This is a genomic window from Streptomyces sp. NBC_00091 (assembly GCF_026343185.1).
Taxonomy (GTDB): Bacteria; Actinomycetota; Actinomycetes; order Streptomycetales; family Streptomycetaceae; genus Streptomyces.
On the sequence record NZ_JAPEMA010000002.1, the window covers coordinates 354537 to 371095 of the forward strand.

Annotated in this window: 17 protein-coding genes; 8 read left to right on the forward strand and 9 right to left on the reverse strand. The window is 71.5% G+C overall.

Annotated elements, in window-relative coordinates:
• Positions 1 to 42 precede the first annotated feature (42 nt).
• Both OOK34_RS29350 and OOK34_RS29355 read right to left on the reverse strand, forming a co-directional pair.
• A complete protein-coding gene (locus OOK34_RS29350) occupies positions 43 to 1224 on the reverse strand; it encodes a cytochrome P450 (protein ID WP_267037185.1) in 1182 nt (393 codons plus the stop codon).
• Positions 1221 to 1931 carry a tRNA-dependent cyclodipeptide synthase gene (locus OOK34_RS29355; RefSeq protein ID WP_267037186.1) on the reverse strand — a complete coding sequence of 237 codons (711 nt, stop codon included), beginning with the start codon at positions 1929 to 1931 and terminating at the stop codon, positions 1221 to 1223. The genes OOK34_RS29350 and OOK34_RS29355 overlap by 4 nt, the downstream gene beginning before the upstream one ends.
• A 328-nt stretch (positions 1932 to 2259) precedes the next feature.
• Between OOK34_RS29355 and OOK34_RS29360 the strand changes: the two genes are divergently transcribed.
• Both OOK34_RS29360 and OOK34_RS29365 read left to right on the forward strand, forming a co-directional pair.
• Positions 2260 to 2961, forward strand: a complete 702-nt coding sequence (locus tag OOK34_RS29360; protein ID WP_267037187.1) for a response regulator transcription factor — start codon at positions 2260 to 2262, stop codon at positions 2959 to 2961.
• 86 nt (positions 2962 to 3047) lie between these two features.
• A complete protein-coding gene (locus tag OOK34_RS29365) occupies positions 3048 to 4229 on the forward strand; it encodes an MFS transporter (protein WP_267037188.1) in 1182 nt (393 codons plus the stop codon).
• Positions 4230 to 4247: 18 nt separating this feature from the next.
• Here OOK34_RS29365 and OOK34_RS29370 read toward each other — a convergent pair whose 3' ends face one another.
• Genes OOK34_RS29370 through OOK34_RS29380 form a run of 3 tightly spaced genes read right to left on the reverse strand, consistent with a single transcriptional unit; the run spans position 4248 to position 6683 of the window.
• Entirely contained in the window at positions 4248 to 5069 is an 822-nt protein-coding gene (locus OOK34_RS29370) for an amino acid ABC transporter ATP-binding protein (RefSeq protein WP_267037546.1), read from the reverse strand.
• 49 nt (positions 5070 to 5118) lie between these two features.
• A complete protein-coding gene (locus OOK34_RS29375) occupies positions 5119 to 5919 on the reverse strand; it encodes an amino acid ABC transporter permease (RefSeq protein WP_267037189.1) in 801 nt (266 codons plus the stop codon).
• Positions 5916 to 6683 (reverse strand): ABC transporter substrate-binding protein, encoded by a 768-nt coding sequence (locus tag OOK34_RS29380; RefSeq protein WP_267037547.1) that lies wholly within the window; start codon positions 6681 to 6683, stop codon positions 5916 to 5918. Before OOK34_RS29380 ends, OOK34_RS29375 begins: the two co-directional genes overlap by 4 nt.
• 864 nt (positions 6684 to 7547) lie before the next feature.
• Between OOK34_RS29380 and OOK34_RS29385 the strand changes: the two genes are divergently transcribed.
• The 5 genes from OOK34_RS29385 to OOK34_RS29405 all read left to right on the forward strand — a co-directional run bounded on the left by OOK34_RS29385 (position 7548) and on the right by OOK34_RS29405 (position 11741).
• A complete protein-coding gene (locus OOK34_RS29385) occupies positions 7548 to 8465 on the forward strand; it encodes a hypothetical protein (protein ID WP_267037190.1) in 918 nt (305 codons plus the stop codon).
• Between the two features lie 34 nt (positions 8466 to 8499).
• Positions 8500 to 8895 (forward strand): glycosyltransferase, encoded by a 396-nt coding sequence (locus tag OOK34_RS29390; RefSeq protein WP_267037191.1) that lies wholly within the window; start codon positions 8500 to 8502, stop codon positions 8893 to 8895.
• Between the two features lie 13 nt (positions 8896 to 8908).
• Positions 8909 to 9655: a PIG-L deacetylase family protein gene (locus OOK34_RS29395; RefSeq protein WP_267037192.1), complete on the forward strand. Its 747-nt coding sequence runs from the start codon at positions 8909 to 8911 to the stop codon at positions 9653 to 9655.
• Positions 9652 to 10884 carry an MFS transporter gene (locus OOK34_RS29400; RefSeq protein ID WP_267037193.1) on the forward strand — a complete coding sequence of 411 codons (1233 nt, stop codon included), beginning with the start codon at positions 9652 to 9654 and terminating at the stop codon, positions 10882 to 10884. The genes OOK34_RS29395 and OOK34_RS29400 overlap by 4 nt, the downstream gene beginning before the upstream one ends.
• A 236-nt stretch (positions 10885 to 11120) precedes the next feature.
• Positions 11121 to 11741: a transcriptional regulator gene (locus tag OOK34_RS29405; protein ID WP_323183502.1), complete on the forward strand. Its 621-nt coding sequence runs from the start codon at positions 11121 to 11123 to the stop codon at positions 11739 to 11741.
• An 83-nt stretch (positions 11742 to 11824) separates the two neighbouring features.
• On the opposite strand, the gene OOK34_RS29410 is transcribed toward OOK34_RS29405, so the two are convergent.
• The 3 genes from OOK34_RS29410 to OOK34_RS29420 all read right to left on the reverse strand — a co-directional run bounded on the left by OOK34_RS29410 (position 11825) and on the right by OOK34_RS29420 (position 14505).
• A complete protein-coding gene (locus tag OOK34_RS29410; RefSeq protein ID WP_267037195.1) occupies positions 11825 to 13255 on the reverse strand; it encodes a nucleobase:cation symporter-2 family protein in 1431 nt (476 codons plus the stop codon).
• 281 nt (positions 13256 to 13536) lie between these two features.
• On the reverse strand, positions 13537 to 13710 hold the full coding sequence (locus OOK34_RS29415) for a hypothetical protein (protein ID WP_267037196.1): 174 nt from the start codon (positions 13708 to 13710) through the stop codon (positions 13537 to 13539).
• Between the two features lie 132 nt (positions 13711 to 13842).
• Positions 13843 to 14505: a DUF4360 domain-containing protein gene (locus OOK34_RS29420; protein ID WP_267037197.1), complete on the reverse strand. Its 663-nt coding sequence runs from the start codon at positions 14503 to 14505 to the stop codon at positions 13843 to 13845.
• A gap of 259 nt (positions 14506 to 14764) precedes the next feature.
• Between OOK34_RS29420 and OOK34_RS29425 the strand changes: the two genes are divergently transcribed.
• Positions 14765 to 15709: a nucleoside hydrolase gene (locus tag OOK34_RS29425; RefSeq protein WP_267037198.1), complete on the forward strand. Its 945-nt coding sequence runs from the start codon at positions 14765 to 14767 to the stop codon at positions 15707 to 15709.
• Between the two features lie 7 nt (positions 15710 to 15716).
• On the opposite strand, the gene OOK34_RS29430 is transcribed toward OOK34_RS29425, so the two are convergent.
• Positions 15717 to 16538 (reverse strand): helix-turn-helix transcriptional regulator, encoded by an 822-nt coding sequence (locus tag OOK34_RS29430; RefSeq protein ID WP_267037548.1) that lies wholly within the window; start codon positions 16536 to 16538, stop codon positions 15717 to 15719.
• Positions 16539 to 16559: the final 21 nt, after the last annotated feature.

The window sequence follows — 16559 nt, forward strand, 5'->3', positions numbered from 1 at the left end:
CGGGCGGTGTTCCGTCCCGGAAGCGGGGGCGTCAGGCCCGGGTCACCACATCACGGGCAGCCGCTCGGGCAGCCGCTTCATGAAGCCCGTGCGCCACACGAGCTGCTCCACCGGTACGGCCAGCCGCAGCCGGGGCATGGCCTTGAGGAGGGCCAGGAGCGCGGTCTCGGCGTGCTTCTTGCCGAGGGCGGTCGCGGGGCAGTAGTGCGAGCCCCCGCCGAAGGAGAAGTGCGCGGAGGAGTTGGCGCGGGTGAAGTCGAGGCGGTGCGGGTCCGGGAAGACGGCGGGGTCGAAGTTCGCGCCCTCGGGCAGGACGAGCACCAGCTCGCCCGCCTTCACCTCGACCTCGCCCAGGGTCATGTCCTCCATGACCAGGCGCGGCAGGCCGTCGCCGATGGACAGGTTGATCCGCAGCAGCTCGTCCACGGCCTGGGGCATCAGCTCCGGGTGGTCGGCGAGGTGGTCGGCCTCGGCCGGGTGGGTGAGCAGGGTGACCAGCGCCATGGCGAGGAACCCGGCGGTGGAGATGACGCCCGCGCCGAAGAGGGTGACGCCGACCGTCGCGAACATCTCGTCGGTGATGTGCTCGTAGCCCTCGGTGCCGCGCAGCTTCGCGAGGTCGCCGACGAGGCCGTGGCCGGTGTCGTCGAGGCGGTCCTTCATGTACGCGATGTCGCGGTCCCAGTTCAGGCGCGCGGCCGGGATCTCGTTCGCGCTGTTCATGAAGGCGATCGGCAGCGACTCGGCCAGGCGCGGACCCGCCTCCTGCGGGATGCCGAGGATGTGGCAGTGCATCGCCTCGGAGAACGGGTCGGTGAACATGGCGCGGACGTCGACGGGCGCGCCGTGCCGGAGCATCCGCTCGACCAGGTCGGCGGCGTGCTGGTCCATCCACTCCTGCAGACCGGGGGACTTGGGGTTGATGGCCTTCATCACGGCTTTGCGCAGGCCCGCGCCGGTGATGTTGCCCATGTTGTTGACGACCTCCGGGGGGATCGTCAGCGCGTACTGGCGGGGCACACCCGGGTCGGAGGTGTTCTTGAGGCTGAACCGGTCGTCCTCGAGGACCTGCTTGACGAGTTCGTACGAGGAGACGAGCCAGGCCTCGGCTCCGGCGATGGTGCGGACCTTCACCACCGGGGGCAGTTCGTCGACCTGGGTCGGCAGCTGCGTTCCGTCCCACGTGAAGGGGAATTCGAGGATCGGCTCCGCGTGAGTGGTCACAGCTGGTCTCCTTCGGTGGCGGGGGTGACGATGGCGTGGCCCTGGTTGCGGGAGGCCCGCAGTCCGGCGCCGCGCGAGTAGAGCAGGTCCGCCATCGGCAGCGCCTGGTGGTAGCAGTTCAGCGACGAGGGGACGCCGAGGATCGCGGGGGTGTCGAGGAAGAGGGGCGCTTCGGCGCACACGTAGTCCAGGCAGACCGCCCGCTGGTGCGCGGTGGGCTGCTGGCCCCCCAGCACCTTCGACGACAGGAAGATGTCGACGAGTTCGTTGCAGGTCTGCGCGAACGCCGGGTCGGTGTGCAGCCGTTCCAGCAGGTCGGCGTGCATGCGGTCGTAGGCGGGGATGCCCTGGAGCGAGGACATGGGTCTGCCGCGCAGGCGGGTGCCGGAGGGGTCGGTGTCGGCCACCGCGTTGGTCACCTTGGCGCGTACGCCACGGAGGTTCTTGACGGTCTTTCGGCGGGCTTCGTCGGGGGGATAGCCCGTCGCCTCGTACATCTCTGCCACGTGCAGGTCCGTATAGATGAGGTCGGCCTGTGCGAAGTTGTCGAGCGCCCACTCGGCGAGCTCGTGCACACGGCGGGCGGAGAAGTAGGAGTTGCCGGGGGAGATACCGATGACGGCATGGTCGCCTTCGGCGGCAATGACCTGACAGTGCGGAGTGTACGGATCGACACGGAAGGCACTGGTTCGAGTGGCTGTTGTCATGGGAGTGGTCGCATCCCTGTCGCCGCGATTCCCCGCGCGGACCCCGTGTCCCGGGTGCGGCGGCGACGAGCTGAAGCTATACGAACACTCGCGACCTGATGCGATTACCGTGGAGTTCGTCTCGGTTACTGAAACCGTATGTTGCCCCAGTCAACTGCAACGGCCTGCAAGCGCGTTGATCCGGACGGTAAAGTGACGATCCGCCATACCCTCTGCGGCGTCAGCCCTTTCGAAGGCAAGCTTCCGCTTTGAGCGGTATCCGGTACTCCGCCACGCCGAGCAGGCGGAATTACGGATCGTGGCGGCTTCGTCGCACATAGTGTGTGCCATGCAGTCCGAGAAGACGCAGGTACGTGTGGTGATCGTCGAGGACCACCCGCTGTTTCGCGTGGGGCTGAGGTCGGCGCTGGAGAGCGCCGACGACATCCACGTGGTCGGCGAGGCCGAGACGCTCGCGGACCTGGCGCCCGTGGTGGAGGCCGGACGGCCCCAGGTCGTGGTGATGGACCTGTCGCTGCCCGACGGGTCGGGCATCGAGGCCACCCGGCGGCTGACCGAGGAGAACCCGGGGCTGTCGGTGCTGGTGCTCACCATGGCCGACGACGACGGCACCCTCCTCGCCGCCCTGCACGCCGGCGCCCGCGGGTACCTGGTCAAGGGCGCCGGGCGCGAGGAGGTCCTGCACGCGGTGCGCACGGTCGCCGCCGGCGGCGCGGTCTTCGGGCCGGACGTGGCCGCGCGGATCGCCGTACTGGCCACCGGGGGCGGCCGGCGCGAGGCCGAACGGCTCTTCCCGGCCCTGACCGCGCGCGAGGTCGAGGTGCTCGACCTGGTCGCCCGGGGGTACGACAACCGGCGGATCTCGCGGGAGCTGTTCCTGGCCGAGAAGACCGTGCGCAACCACATCACCCACATCTTCGAGAAGCTCGACGTCGCCACCCGGGCCGAGGCCGTCGCCCGGGCACGGGACGCGGGGCTCGGAGCGCGGGACACGGACGCGGGGCTCGGAGCGCGCGACGCGGAGGGCTGAGGGCGGCGTGGCGGCCGGGCGACGGTGCGGGCGATTCGGGGGTTCGGAGCGGGGCCGGGGTGGTGCGCGGGGTTACCGTCGGCGCCATGGACGGTGATCGCCGGGGATGGAGGCAGTGCGTGCTCGGCGGGGCGGTGTTCGCCGTGTGCATGGCGGGCACCACCCTGCCGACCCCCCTCTACGGCCTGTACCAGGAGAAGTTCGGCTTCTCCGAGCTGATGGTGACCGTCGTGTACGCCGTGTACGCCTTCGGGGTCATCGGGGTGCTGCTGCTGGCCGGCAATGCCTCGGACGCCGTGGGGCGGCGGCCGGTGCTGCTGGCGGGGCTGGGGTTCGCGGCGGCGAGCGCCGTCTGCTTCCTGTGCGCCACCGGGCTGGGCTGGCTGTACGCGGGGCGGCTGCTGTCGGGGCTGTCCGCCGGCCTGTTCACCGGGGCCGGCACGGCCTACGTGATCGAGTCGGCCCCGCCCGGCGGCGCCGCCCGGGCCACGTTCGTGGCGACGGCCGCGAACATGGGCGGGCTGGGCTGCGGCCCGCTGCTCGCCGGGCTGCTCTCGCAGTACGCCGCCCGGCCGCTGTACCTGCCCTTCACGGTGCACCTCGCGCTGGTGGCGGCCTCGGTCGCCGTGCTGCTGGGGCTCGGGGAGACCGTACGGGAGCGGCGGCCGCTGGGCACCGTACGGCCACAGCGGCCCGGGCTGCCCGCGCCGGTGCGCCCGGTGTTCGGGCCGGCGGCGATCGCCTCCTTCGTGGGCTTCGCGCTGTTCGGGGTGTTCACGTCGGTCAGCCCGGCGTTCCTCGCGCAGTCGCTGGGCGTGCACAACCGGGCCGTGAGCGGGCTGGTCGTGGCGCTGGCCTTCTTCGCGTCGACCGCGGGGCAGCTGGCCGTGGGCCGGGTCGGGGCGGGGCGGTCGCTGCCGCTGGGCTGCGTCGGGCTCCTCGCCGGGCTCGGGCTGCTCGCCGGCGCGCTGTACTGGGACCTGCTGGTCCTGGTGGTGCTGAGCGCGCTGGTCGGCGGGGCCGGTCAGGGGCTGGCGTTTCGCGGGGCGCTGTCCGCGGTGGCGCAGGCCTCGCCGGCGGACCGGCGCGCCGCGGTGATCTCGACGCTGTTCGTGGTGGCGTACGCGGGCATCTCGGTGCCGGTGATCGGTGTGGGGGTGCTGGCGGATCCGATCGGGCTGGAGGGTGCGGGGCTGGTGTTCATCGCCTGCATGGCGGCCTTGGTCTCGACCGCCGGGGTCTACCTGCTGCGGCGCTCGGGCAGGTGACGGTCACTCCTCCGGCGGTCACGCCTCCGGCCGTCGCTCCCCCGGCGGCTGCTCCTCCGGCAGCGCGTCGTCGCCGGCCGGTGCCGGGGCCGCCGCGGGGTCCAGGATGCGGTTGAGGAAGTTGCGGGTGCGTTCGTGCTCCGGGCGGGTGACGACCTGCTCGGCCGGCCCCTGCTCGACGATGACGCCGGCGTCCATGAACACGACCCGGTCCGCGACCTCCCGGGCGAAGCTCATCTCGTGGGTGACGACCATCATGGTCATCCCCTCCCCCGCCAGGACGCGCATCACCGACAGCACCTCGCCGACGAGTTCCGGGTCGAGCGCCGAGGTCGGCTCGTCGAAGAGCATCACCTCCGGCCCCATCGACAGGGCCCGGGCGATCGCCACCCGCTGCTGCTGGCCGCCGGACAGCTGGGCCGGATAGGCGTCCGCCTTCCCGGCGAGGCCGACCCGCTCCAGGTTCTCGCGGGCGACGGCGGCTGCCTTCGCCTTGTCCCGGCCCAGCACCCGCCGCTGCGGGAGGGTGAGGTTCGCGGTGACGCTGATGTGCGGGAAGAGGTTGAACTGCTGGAAGACCATGCCGATGCGGCGGCGCGCGGCATCGATGTCGACGTCCGGGTCGGTCAGTTCGGTACCGCCGACGAAGACCTGGCCGCGGCTCGGCTCCTCCAGCAGGTTCACGCAGCGCAGCAGGGTGGACTTGCCCGAGCCGGACGGCCCGATGACGCACACCACCTCGCCGCGGTCGACGTCCAGGTCGATGCCGCGCAGGACGTGGTTGTCCCCGAAGGACTTGTGCAGCTCCCGGATCTCGATCTCCGGGCGGTCCGTGCCCATCGCACCCATCGTGTCCCCCGTTCCGGTCGTCGTCTGTGGCATCGGTTCCTCACGTGGCCTTGTCCGCGCGGGCCTCGAGCCGGCGCACCACGAAGCTCAGCGGCACGGTCACCAGGAGGTAGCACAGGCCCGCGACGAGGATGGGGGTGGAGTTGGCGGTCTCGCTGGCGAGGTCCCGGCCGAATTTCGTCAGTTCCCGCTCCTCGAGCGTCACGCCCAGGAACAGCACCAGCGAGGAGTCCTTGAAGAGGAGGACCAGTTCGTTGGTGAGCGGGGGGATGACGATGCGGAAGGCCTGGGGAATGACCACCGACACCATGGCCCGGCCGTGGGAGAAGCCCAGCGAGCGGGCCGCTTCCATCTGCCCCTTGGGCACGGCCTGGATGCCGGCGCGGATCGTTTCCGCCATGTAGGCGGCGGCGACCAGGCCGAGGCCGAGCGCGACCTTCCCGTACGTGCCGCCGGGGATGGCGGTACCGGGGAAGGCCAGGGGTACCGCCACGCCGACGAAGATGAAGATCAGCAGGGCGGGCAGGCCCCGGAACAGCTCGATGTAGACGCTCGCGACCCAGCGGTACGGGGCCACCGAGGACAGCCTCATCATGGCGATGACCAGGCCGAGCACCAGGCCGAACAGGAACCCGGAGACGGTGTACACCACCGTGTTCCGCAGGGCGATGGTGATGATCTTCGGGAAGAGCCTGAGGGCCAGGTCGGTCTGCGCGAACTGGTTCTGCAGCCGGTCCCAGTCGGCGAGGACGCCGATCAGGACCAGCACGGCCACGAAGACCGCGTACTGGACGCCCTGCCAGACGCGGCGCCGCTGGCGCCGGGTCAGCCGAGAGGTCACGACGTCGCCTGGGGCAGCGGGCCGATCCACTGTTCGTAGATCTTCTTGTAGGTGCCGTCGGCCTTGGCGGCGGTGACCGCCTTGTCGATCGCGGCGAGGAGGGCGGTGTTGCCCTTCTTCACGGAGAAGCCGTACTTCTCACCGGTCTCGATGTTCTGCCCGAGGACGAACTCCGAGGCGTTCGCCGGGTCCTTGAGCCAGCCCTGGACCACCGGGTAGTCGATGACGACCGCGTCGACCTGGCCCGTGCGCAGTCCGTTGAGCACGGCGTCCGAGCTCTCGAAGGCGACGGGGTTGAAGCCCTGCGCCTTGGCGTAGCTCTCGCCGGTGGTCTCGGCCTGCGCGCCCAGTTTCTTCCCCTTCGCCTTGACGTCGGCGAGCGAGGTGACGCCGCTCTTCTTGGTCGCCAGCAGTGCCTGGGTCGCGTCGAAGTAGGGGACGGAGAAGTCGACGTTCTTCTTGCGCTCGTCGGTGATCGTCATACCGGCCGCGGCGAGGTCGCACTGGCCCGAGTTGAGGAAGGCGCCGGTCTTGAAGTTCTCGAACGGTGTGTCGAGGATCTTCTGTTCGACCTCGAGGTTCTGTGCGACGAGGTCGATCAGGGCCACGTCGAAGCCGACGACCTTGCCGTTCTGCTCGAACTGGAAGGGCGGGTAGGGCAGGTGGGTGCAGGTGGTCAGCTTGCCCTTCGCGACGACGGGTACGCCCCCCGCCGCCTCCCCCGGACCGCTGTCGCCGGAGGAGCAGCCCACGGCGAGGAACATGCCCGCGGCGGCGGCAGCACTGGCCACGGCGCGCAGCCGGGGGCGGGCGGGGTGGTGGCGACCGCCGTCGCGGTTGCGGTGACTGCGGTGTCCTTCGGCCGTCCGGAACACGGTTGACCTCCACGGGTGCGGGGGGGGCGGCGGTCGCGGGTGGAGACCGTCCGTCGAGATCGTAAGGCCCCGGCAGCGCAGCGGAAGGGAGCATGCGCAATGCGGCGCGATGCGTCCTGCCGTAAGGGCCGCGGGCGGGAAGAAGTCCCGGAGCCAAAGGCCATCCGGCCATCGTGGCGCTTTTCTGTTAATACTTCGTCAACGCTCCGCGGTGTTCCCGGTGGAGCGGCTCGCACGGCGCTCAAACAAAGCGCTGATGGGAGGCTTATCGCTCCTCGATTCGCCCGCCTCCGGGGCTTCCGCGCGCCTTCGCTACGTGTGGGGGAACACATGTCACGGCTGTGGACCTCATGTCAGGATCAGGGCGTGGCGACCCGGATTCCTCCATATGCCGACACATCCTCACTTCCCCGGTCGCCCACGCCGGCCATTCGCGCGGGGATTGCCCTTCGGCCACACCAGGCCGGAGCGGCCGGAATTCGACCAGGAGTCGAGCGCCATTCCCCTCACGGCCCCAGGCCCACCACTCCCGGGAAGGCGAATATCGTGACACGTCTACAGCACGGAAACAGGCTGCTGCACAAACTCTCGGTCCAGCTGACGTCCCGCCCGCCGGGCAGGGCGCAGCCCGCCCACGGGAGAAGGGTGCCCGCGGCCCGGCCCCTTCCCGCCACATGGACACCGGCCACATCCGAGGTGGAGCTGTCGGGCACACCGTTGGAGTGGATCGAGCCGTTCGTCGGAACGGAGCGGATGGCGACCGTACGGGAGGCACTGCGCGAAGCGCGCGGTCTCCTCGACGGGCGCACCGTATGGCACATCAGCGACAACCCGGTGCGGGGCGGGGTCGCCGAACTCCTGCGGGCCAATCTCCCCTACCTGGCGGGCGAGGGCATTTCCACCCGGTGGGCCACGCTCGACGCCCCGGCCGAATTCCGTGCGTTCACCAAGTCGCTGTACTACCACCTGTGCGGCGTGGCACCGCGGGAGAAGGCCGCGGACCTCGAGCGGGGCCGCCGGCTGTACGAGCGGATATGCGCGGAAACCGCGTCCCGGCTGGCCTCGTCGGTGGACCGGCGTTCCCTCGTCGTCGTCCACGACCACCAGGCGGCCGGCCTCATTCCCCATCTGCGGGAAGCGGGCTGCACAGTACTGTGGCGGGCCCATATCGGCACCGCGCCGAGGGCGGATCTCGCCGCGCGCGGATGGGATTTCCTGCGCCCCTACTTATCCTCCGCGCACGGCCACATCACCTCTTGTCCCGGGGTCCTCCCCGCCGGCCTGCCCGCCGGCGACCAGCACATCGTCCAGCCGTCGATCAACCCGCTCTCCCCCAAGAACATCTCGCTGCACCCCGGCACCGATCCGTCCCGGCTGCTGGCCGGTGCCGGGCTGATCCAGGACGCGAGCACCGCCCCTCCGGGCCGGCACGCCCTGACCGACCTCCTCCTGCGCCATCCCGCGCGCGTCGTCCGGGGCGGCGGTCCGGCCCCGGCGGGGGCTCCCCTGGTCACCCAGGTGAGCCGCTGGGACCGGGTGAAGGACATTCCGGGGGTGATCCGGGGCTTCGCCGAGTACGTCGATCCGGCCTTCGGTGCCCATCTGCTGCTGGTCGGCCCGGACACCCGGGGGGGACCGGCAGGCGGAGCAGGTCTTCGCCGAATGCCGTGAGGTCTTGGCGGGCCTGGGCCGGCGGGGGCGGCACGTGCACCTCGTACAGGTCCCCACGGACAACCCGTCCGAGCACGCGCTGACCGTCAACGCCATCCAGCGCCGCTCTGCCGTGGTGATCCAGAAGAGCCTGGCCGAGGGCTTCGGCCTGACCGTGTCCGAGGCCGCGTGGAAGGGCCGGCCCGTGGTCGCCGCCCCCGTCGGGGGCATCCGGGAGCAGGTCGAGCACGGGACCACGGGACTCCTGCTGTCCGACCCCCACGACCTGCGCGGGCTCGGCGAGGCGGTCAACCGGCTGCTCGCGGACCCCGATTACGCGCAGGAGCTCGGCAGGAACGGCCACCGGCGCGTCCTGCGGCGCTTCCTGACCGACAGCAGTGTCCTGAGTTTCGCGCGGGTCCTCTCGGACACCGCACAGAACCACCAGTGAAGGAGTGAGAGAAGTGCGCATCCTGGCCGTCGGCGCCCACCCCGACGACGTCGAGCTCTTCTGCGCGGGGACGCTCGCCCACTACGCCCGGCAGGGGGCCCAGGTCACCGTCGCCATCGCGACCAACGGAGAACTCGGCTCCCGCACCCTGTCCCCCGCCCAGACGGCCGCGGTCCGCAAGGAGGAGGCCCGGCGGGCCGTCGGCGTGCTGGACGCGGAACTGCTCTGGCTCGGACAGCCGGACGGCTTCCTCTTCGACACCCCCGACACCCGCCGGCAGGTGGTGGAGGTGCTGCGCCGGGTCCGGCCCGACCTCGTCCTCGCCCACCACCCCGACGACTACCACCCCGACCACCGGGCGGTGAGCGGGCTCGTCGGCGCGGCCCGGCTGCTGGCCCGCGAGCCCGCCCTGTCCACCGGGAGCCCCGCCACCGACCGGGTCCCTCCCCTCTTCTACATGGACACCCTGCTCGGGACGAACGGGGGAACCCCCGACGTGTGGGTGGACATCACGGACACCATGGCGACCAAGGAGGCCATGCTGGCCGAGCACCTGAGCCAGAACAGCTCCCGCAAGGAGCGCAAGGGAGCCGACTTCCTGGACCTGACCAGGCAGCAGGGGGCGCACCGCGGCCTGGAGGTGGGGGTCCGGTACGCGGAGGCCTTCACCTGCGCGCCCTCCCACCCCGCCACCTCGCCCCACGACCTGGCCCCGGAGGGCACGGGCATCCACCTCCCGACCCTGCCCCCGCCGCGGTGAGCCGCGCGAAGGGCGGGGGTACGGCCGCCCTCTACGCGGTCTTCTTCCTGAACGGGATCGTCCTGGCGAGCTGGGCCCCGCGCATCCCCCAGGTCAAGGAGCGGCTGGGGCTGTCCGACGGGCAGCTCGGCCTGGCCCTGCTCGGGGTGGCGCTGGGGTCCGTACCGGCCATGCCCGCGGCCGGGGCGCTGGTCAACCGCTTCGGCAGCCGGACGGTGGCGCGCGCCGCCGTCCTCGTCTACGCCCCGGCCATCGCGCTGCCCGGGCTGGCCGGCTCCCTGACCGGGCTCATGGCGGGCCTGGTGGTCCTGGGCGCGTCGGTCGGGGCGCTGGACGTCGCCATGAACGCCCACGCGGTGGATCTGGAGCGGAGCAGCGGCCGGACCAGGCTCTCCTCCTTCCACGGCCTGTTCAGCGCCGGGGCGCTGGCGGGCGCGCTGCTCGGCACCCTCGCCGCCACCGGGGGCGTGAGTCCGCGTACGCAGTTCACCGTGTCGGCGGCCGTCGGGGTGGTCGCCGCGGGGCTGGCGGCGGCCGCCCTGCACCCGGCGGCCGCCCGCCCCGCGGCCCCGGCCGCGCCGCAGCCGGGCGCGCGGGCTGCGGCCGGGGGGCGCGGCGGGCGCGGCGCGGCCCGGCTGTTGCCGCTCAGCGCGCTGGGCCTGTGCGTGCTGCTCATCGAGGGGGTGATGACCGACTGGGGCAGCGTGTACCTGGCCGGCTCGCTGCACGCGGGGCCCGGCCTGGCGGGCGCCGGGTACGCGGTCTTCGCGCTGGCCATGATGGCCGGGCGGCTCGGCGGTGACCGGACGGCCGGACGCTTCGGGCCCGTCCGGGTCGTCCGCTTCGGCGCCCTGCTCAGTGCTGCGGGGGCCGTGGTCGCGCTGGCGTCCGGGCACCCGGTGGTCTCGGCGGTGGCGTTCGGCGCGGTCGGGCTCGGGATCGCCGCGTCCTTCCCCCTGGTCGTCAGCGGGGCGAGCCGGGTCCCGGCCGCCTCCCCGGGCACCGCCGTGGCGACGGTCTCCACCACCGGGTACTTCGCCTTCCTCGCCGGACCGCCGCTCATCGGCTTCCTCGCCACCCACAGCAGTCTGCGCACCGCCCTGTTGCTGGTGCCGGCGCTCGCCCTGGCGGCGGCCGCCCTCGCCCCCTTCCTGCCCGCCGGGGGCGGGACGGCGCCGACCGGGGCGCAACAGGAGCTTCCGGTACTGCGGGAGGAGGCTCCGAGTTGACGTTGATCACTTAGCGACACCCCGACAAGACCTTGGAATTGAAGGAACATCACCGGGCTCAACCTTCTGAACATCTGTTAGTGTGCCCGCGCTTGGTGTTCATCCATCATTCCGTTTCCCCTCGAGCGCGGAGCGTTCGAGGGTTGTTGCGAGGTGTCTTGTACGTGTACAGCACTCCGTTTTCCCCCTCGGAAGCCAGATCCGCGCGCGCCCGCATGGGTTTGAGCCCGGCTCAGGTGGCCGCCGCCATGGCGGCCTGCGGCAGTCCGGTCCATCCCGATCTGGTCACGGCGTGGGAACAGGGTTCCCACCGCCCCTGCGACCAGCACCTCTTCGCCCTGGCCGATGTGCTGTGGTGCGACGCGGCCACCCTCATGGGCACCGTGCCGAGGACGCTCACCGAGTTCCGGCTGGCCCGCCGGCTCGGCGTGGAGCGGCTGGCGTACCGGCTGGGCATGGACCCGTCGGAGTACCGCGCCGCGGAGGCGGCGGGGCAGTGGCACGGCGACGCCCGGCAGACCCGGGTCCTGGTGGAGGCCCTGGGCCTGTCCTTGCGCGCCCTGACCGCGATCACGGGCCGCGGCGAGGAGTTGGAGGAGCACCTGCGGTCGGCGGTCGCCGGGCGCTGGAAGGCCCATGTCGATCCCGTGGTGGAGATCGTCTCCGTGGACCCCACGAGCGTGGGCGACGCCCTGCAGACGATGCACGCGGAGCTCTCCGCCTTCTCCGAGCGGTACATGGGGCACCTGGTCGCCCGCAACGACGATGCCAGGCTGAAGGAGATCGCGGCGGAGCGGTCGGCCTATCTGCGCCGCCTGGTCGACCACTTCTGGGAGTTGGTCGGCGAGCAGGGCTAGGGGGCTAGGGGGCTAGGGGGGTGCCGCCGCTCCCCCGAGCGGGCCGGGAAGGGCGCGGCCGCCCCTCCCGGCCCGCCGACGGGTCAGCGGGCCGGCGCCCCGAAGGCCGGGGCGGGCGGGCCGCCCTCCTCGATGTCCTCCCAGTCGATCTCCATGGTGGGGCGGCTGGTGAAGACGTTGAAGAGCAGGTTCAGGGAGATGGCCGTGAGCGCGCCCAGCGTGATCCCGCTGTCGAGCACGGCCCGCAGGTCGTCCGGCATGCGGTCGAAGAAGGGCCCGACCGTGGTCGGCAGCAGCGCCGCGCCAAGGCTGACCGCCAGGATGAGGGTGTTGCGCTCCTCGCGCAGGTCGGCCTTCCCCAGGATCTGGACGCCGACGGCCGCGACGATGCCGAACATGGACACCGCCGCTCCGCCGAGCACGGGGTGGGGAACCGAGGCGACCAGGCTGCCCGCCTTCGGCAGCAGTCCGAGTACGACCATGAACACGCCGGCCGCGACGACCACGTAGCGGCTCATGACCTTCGACATCCGGACGAGGCCGATGTTCTCCGCGAACGCCACGTACGGGAAGGAGTTGAGGACACCGCCGAGGACCGTGGCCACTCCGTCGGCGCGCAGGGCGCGCGCGACCGTGTCGGCGTCGACCCGCTTGCGGGTGATCTCCCCGATGGCGTAGACGTCGCCGGTGGTCTCCACCATGGTGATCAGCATGACGACGAGCATCGCGGCGATCGGCAGCAGCTCGAAGCGCGGCATGCCGTAGTGGAAGGGGGTGGTGACGCCGAACCAGCCGGCCTGCTCCACGGCGCCGAAGTCCACGTCCCCGAAGAGCCACGCGACCGCCGTGCCGGCCACGAGTCCGAGCAGGACGGCGAGGCTGCTGAGGAAGGGCTTGCCGACGCGGACCAGGGCCAGGATGAAGAGCAGGGTGCCCAGCGCGTACGCGAGGTTCCTGGTGGACCCGTAGTCGGGCGTGCCGACGAGGTGGGCTCCGCCGGCCGCGTCCTGGAGGGCCACGGGGATGAGGGTGATGCCGATGATGGTGAGGATCGTGCCGATGACGACCGGCGGGAAGTACTTCACCAGCTTGCTGAAGAGCGGCGCGAAGGCGAAGGTGGCGATGCCCGCCGTGATCACCGCTCCGTAGACGACGAGCAGGCCGGCGGTGCCGCCGCCCGCCCCCAGGCCGATGGCGATCATGGGTGAGACCGCGGTGAAGGTCACGCCCTGGACGAGGGGGAGCCTGGCGCCGGCCTTCCAGACGCCGAGGGCCTGGATGATCGAGGCTATACCGCAGGTCAGCAGGTCCGCGTTGATGAGGTGGACGAGTTCTTGGCGGGTGAGCCCGAGGGCGTTGCCGAGCAGGACGGGGACGATGACCGCCGCCGCGTAGAACGCGAGCACGTGCTGGAAGCCGTACAGGGCGAGCTTGGGGAACGGGAGCAACTCGTCGACGGGGTGTATGCCCTGTCGGGAGGACTTCCTGGTGGACTGTCTGGTGGCTCTTGCCATCTCTGCCTTGCCTTCGCGAGGTAGGTGAATGAGAGGACCGCCGCCCTCAAGCCCTGGATGGCAGGACGAGAGCAGGCCGGCTCGCATTGAGCCGACGTCGGGCGGTGTTGCCACACCACGTCGCTCTGCATGCATTTTCCGTCCCGGATTGGCGGGACATCCTTCGATCGGTATTCGGATCCCTGACTGGGCATGGGATCCGAAGGGGCCTCGACCGGAAGGGGCCCACCATAGCCAAAGGGTGGGTTTCCTCGCGAGTAACCGGAGCCTCCGGTTCCCCGTCAGGGCCGGCGCGAGGACGGGCGCGGGCCGCCGGCCGGCTCCGGGGCGGGCCGGTCACCGGACCCGGCCGGGGCCTCGGGCTCGTCCAGGCCCTCGAGGCCGGGGAACCGGTAGGGGTCGAGCGCCCACTGCGGCGTCCCCGATGAAAGTCCATACGTCGGTGCGGTGTTCATGGGACCTCCCAGGAGTGGAGCCATTACTGAACGTTATGACTCGTTACTCTCCGCGCCCGGTTGCCGATCGGGGACATTCACACCCGAATGTCCCCAATGGCATCTCTTCACACCCGCGGTGTCCGCCCGGTGTCAGCGCCGCTGCGGGCACGTCTTCCAGGAGAAGTGGTAGACGGTGTTGATGCTGCCGTCGGTGGAGTCCATCGTGAGGAAGCTGGTGCTGTTCGCCGTGTCGGAGGAGCCGGCCTGGGCGAGCAGCTCGGTGTTGATGTTCAGGTTCCGCTTGGCGCCGCAGGGGCTGAAGACGAGGGCCTCGACGGGCACCGAGTCCGACACCTGCCAGTTGCCCTCGGCGGGGCCGCGCATGGTGTGGGCGCGGGAGGACGTCTGCGACATCCCCTGGAAGTAGTAGCTGGCCTTCTGCGTGGCGCTCGCGCCGTCCGCGAGGCTGGCGAAGCCCCGGTAGTCGGCCTTGGCGATGGCGTAGGTGTAGCCCTGGGGGACGTTCACGTTGAGGCCGAGCTGGCAGTTCTTGCGGAAGTCGGTCGCCTTGGCGTCCTTGCCGACCTGGGCGAGGTACTCGCTGTACGTCACCGTGAAGGCCGTGTTGTCGGGGGAGACGGAGACGGTGGCGGTGCCGGGGCGACAGCCGGAGCCGTTGACCTGGACCACGTCGATGGTGATCTGCCCGGGGGGCGCGGGGGTCGGGGCGGAGCTCGCGGCCCCGGCGGAGGGCGTGAGGGCGGCAGCGGCGAGCGCGGCGGCCGCGCCGGCAGTGAACACCGTTCTGAGCATGGGGAGTCCTTCCGATCGCTGCTGTGCGTGATCGGCACGAACCGTTCCACACTCCCCCCGGCCATCCGCGCAGGCGCGGCAGTCGCCGCCGCACGGACCCCGCAAGGGCCCCCGTTCGGAGGAATCCCGGGGCCCTCACACGGGTGATCGAAAGGCGCTCATCCGCCACCCGCCCCCGTGTTTTGGCTCGGAAGGAGCGGCCGGCGCGGCTGCTCGGCGGCAGACTGGGCAGCTCAGGCTCCACGAGGAGGACCACCCCGTGCCCGTCCCGATCATCATCGACTGCGACCCCGGACACGACGACGCCCTGGCGATCATGCTGGCGGCGGCCGATCCCGCCGTCGACCTCCTCGCCGTCACCACCGTCGCCGGCAACCAGACGCTGGAGAAGACCACCCTCAATGCCCGCCGGGTGCTGACCCTCGCCGGCGTCACCGATGTGCCCGTCGCCGCCGGATGCGACCGGCCGCTGCTCCAGCCGCTGGCCGTCGCCGCCGACGTGCACGGCGAATCGGGACTGGACGGACCGCAGTTCCCGCCGCCCACGGTGGACGCGGTCCCCGAGCACGCCGTGGACCTCATCCACCGGATCCTCATGGAGCACCCGGAGCCGGTCACGCTGGTGCCCACCGCCCCGCTGACCAACATCGCGCTGCTGCTGACCCGTTATCCCGAGTGCGCGGCCCGCATCCGCGAGATCGTGCTGATGGGCGGCTCCGCCGGGCCGGGCAACCGCACGCCGGCCGCCGAGTTCAACGTGTACACCGACCCGGAGGCCGCCGCCATCGTCTTCGACAGCGGCGTACCGCTGACCATGTGCGGGCTCGACGTCACCCACCAGGCCCTGGCCACGCCCGAGGTCCTGGCCCGCTTCGCGGGCCTCGGCACCCGGATCGGCTCCGTCTGCGTGGAACTGCTCACCTACTACGCCTCCACGTACCGACGGCTGTGGGGCATGCCCCATCCGCCGCTGCACGACCCGGTGGCGGTGGCCCGGGTGATCGACCCGGCGATCGTGGGCTGCGTGGACGCCAACGTCGTGGTGGAACTCCAGGGCCGCTACACCCGCGGGGCCACCGTCGTGGACCTCCACGGCTACGTGGGCCGCCCCGTGAACGCGCGGGTCGCCACAAGCCTCGACGCCGGGCTCTTCTGGGACCGCATGGTCGGCGCCGTCGCCGCCCTCGGCGCGCGCGGCGCCTGAGCGGGGCTCAGCCGGCCACGGGGTACATCAGGCCGCGCCGCCCCTCGGGCGAGGTCAGCCACTCCAGCTTCTCGGCCGTGTCCGTGCCCGGCAGCGGGGTGTGCAGCACGATGGCCAGATCGGGGCGCGCCGGGACGCGCAGCTGGGTCGACTCCACGTACAGCGCGCCGACGACGGGGTGTTCCATCTGCTTCTTGAGCTGGCCGCCGGGGCGGATGTCCCGCCGCTTCCACAACGCGGCGAACTCCGGGCTCAGTTCCCGCGCCTGCTCCACGACCACCTGGAACCCCTCGTCCTCGGGGCTGTCCGAGCAGGCCGCCCGGAACTGGGCCACGACCTCGCAGGCGACGTCCTGCCAGTACGGGGAACGCGCCTTGTAGATGGGGTCGGTGAAGAAGGCGATCAGGCAGTTCTGCACGATCTCCGGGCGCATCCCGAACACCAGCGCCGCCGCGTCGTTGTACAGCACGGTGTTCCAGTAGGCGTCCATGATGTGCGCGGGGAAAGGCATCCAGGCCTCGATCAGCCGCTTGAGGCCGTCGCACATGTCCCGGTCGCCCGGGGCGACTTCCAGCGCGGGCGGATTGAGCCCGGCGAGCACGTACAGGTGGCGGCGCTCGGCGCTGGTCAGTTTCAGCACCCGGCTCACCGAGTCCAGGACCTGCGAGGAGACCGTGATGTCGCGACCCTGTTCCAGCCACTGGTACCAGGACACCCCGACCCCCGCCAGCACGGCGACCTCCTCCCGGCGCAGTCCGGGCGTACGGCGGCGGGCTCCGCCGTCGGGCAGGCCGGCCTGCGTCGGCGAGATCCTGGCGCGCCTGCTCATCAGGAACTCCCGCAGTTCCGT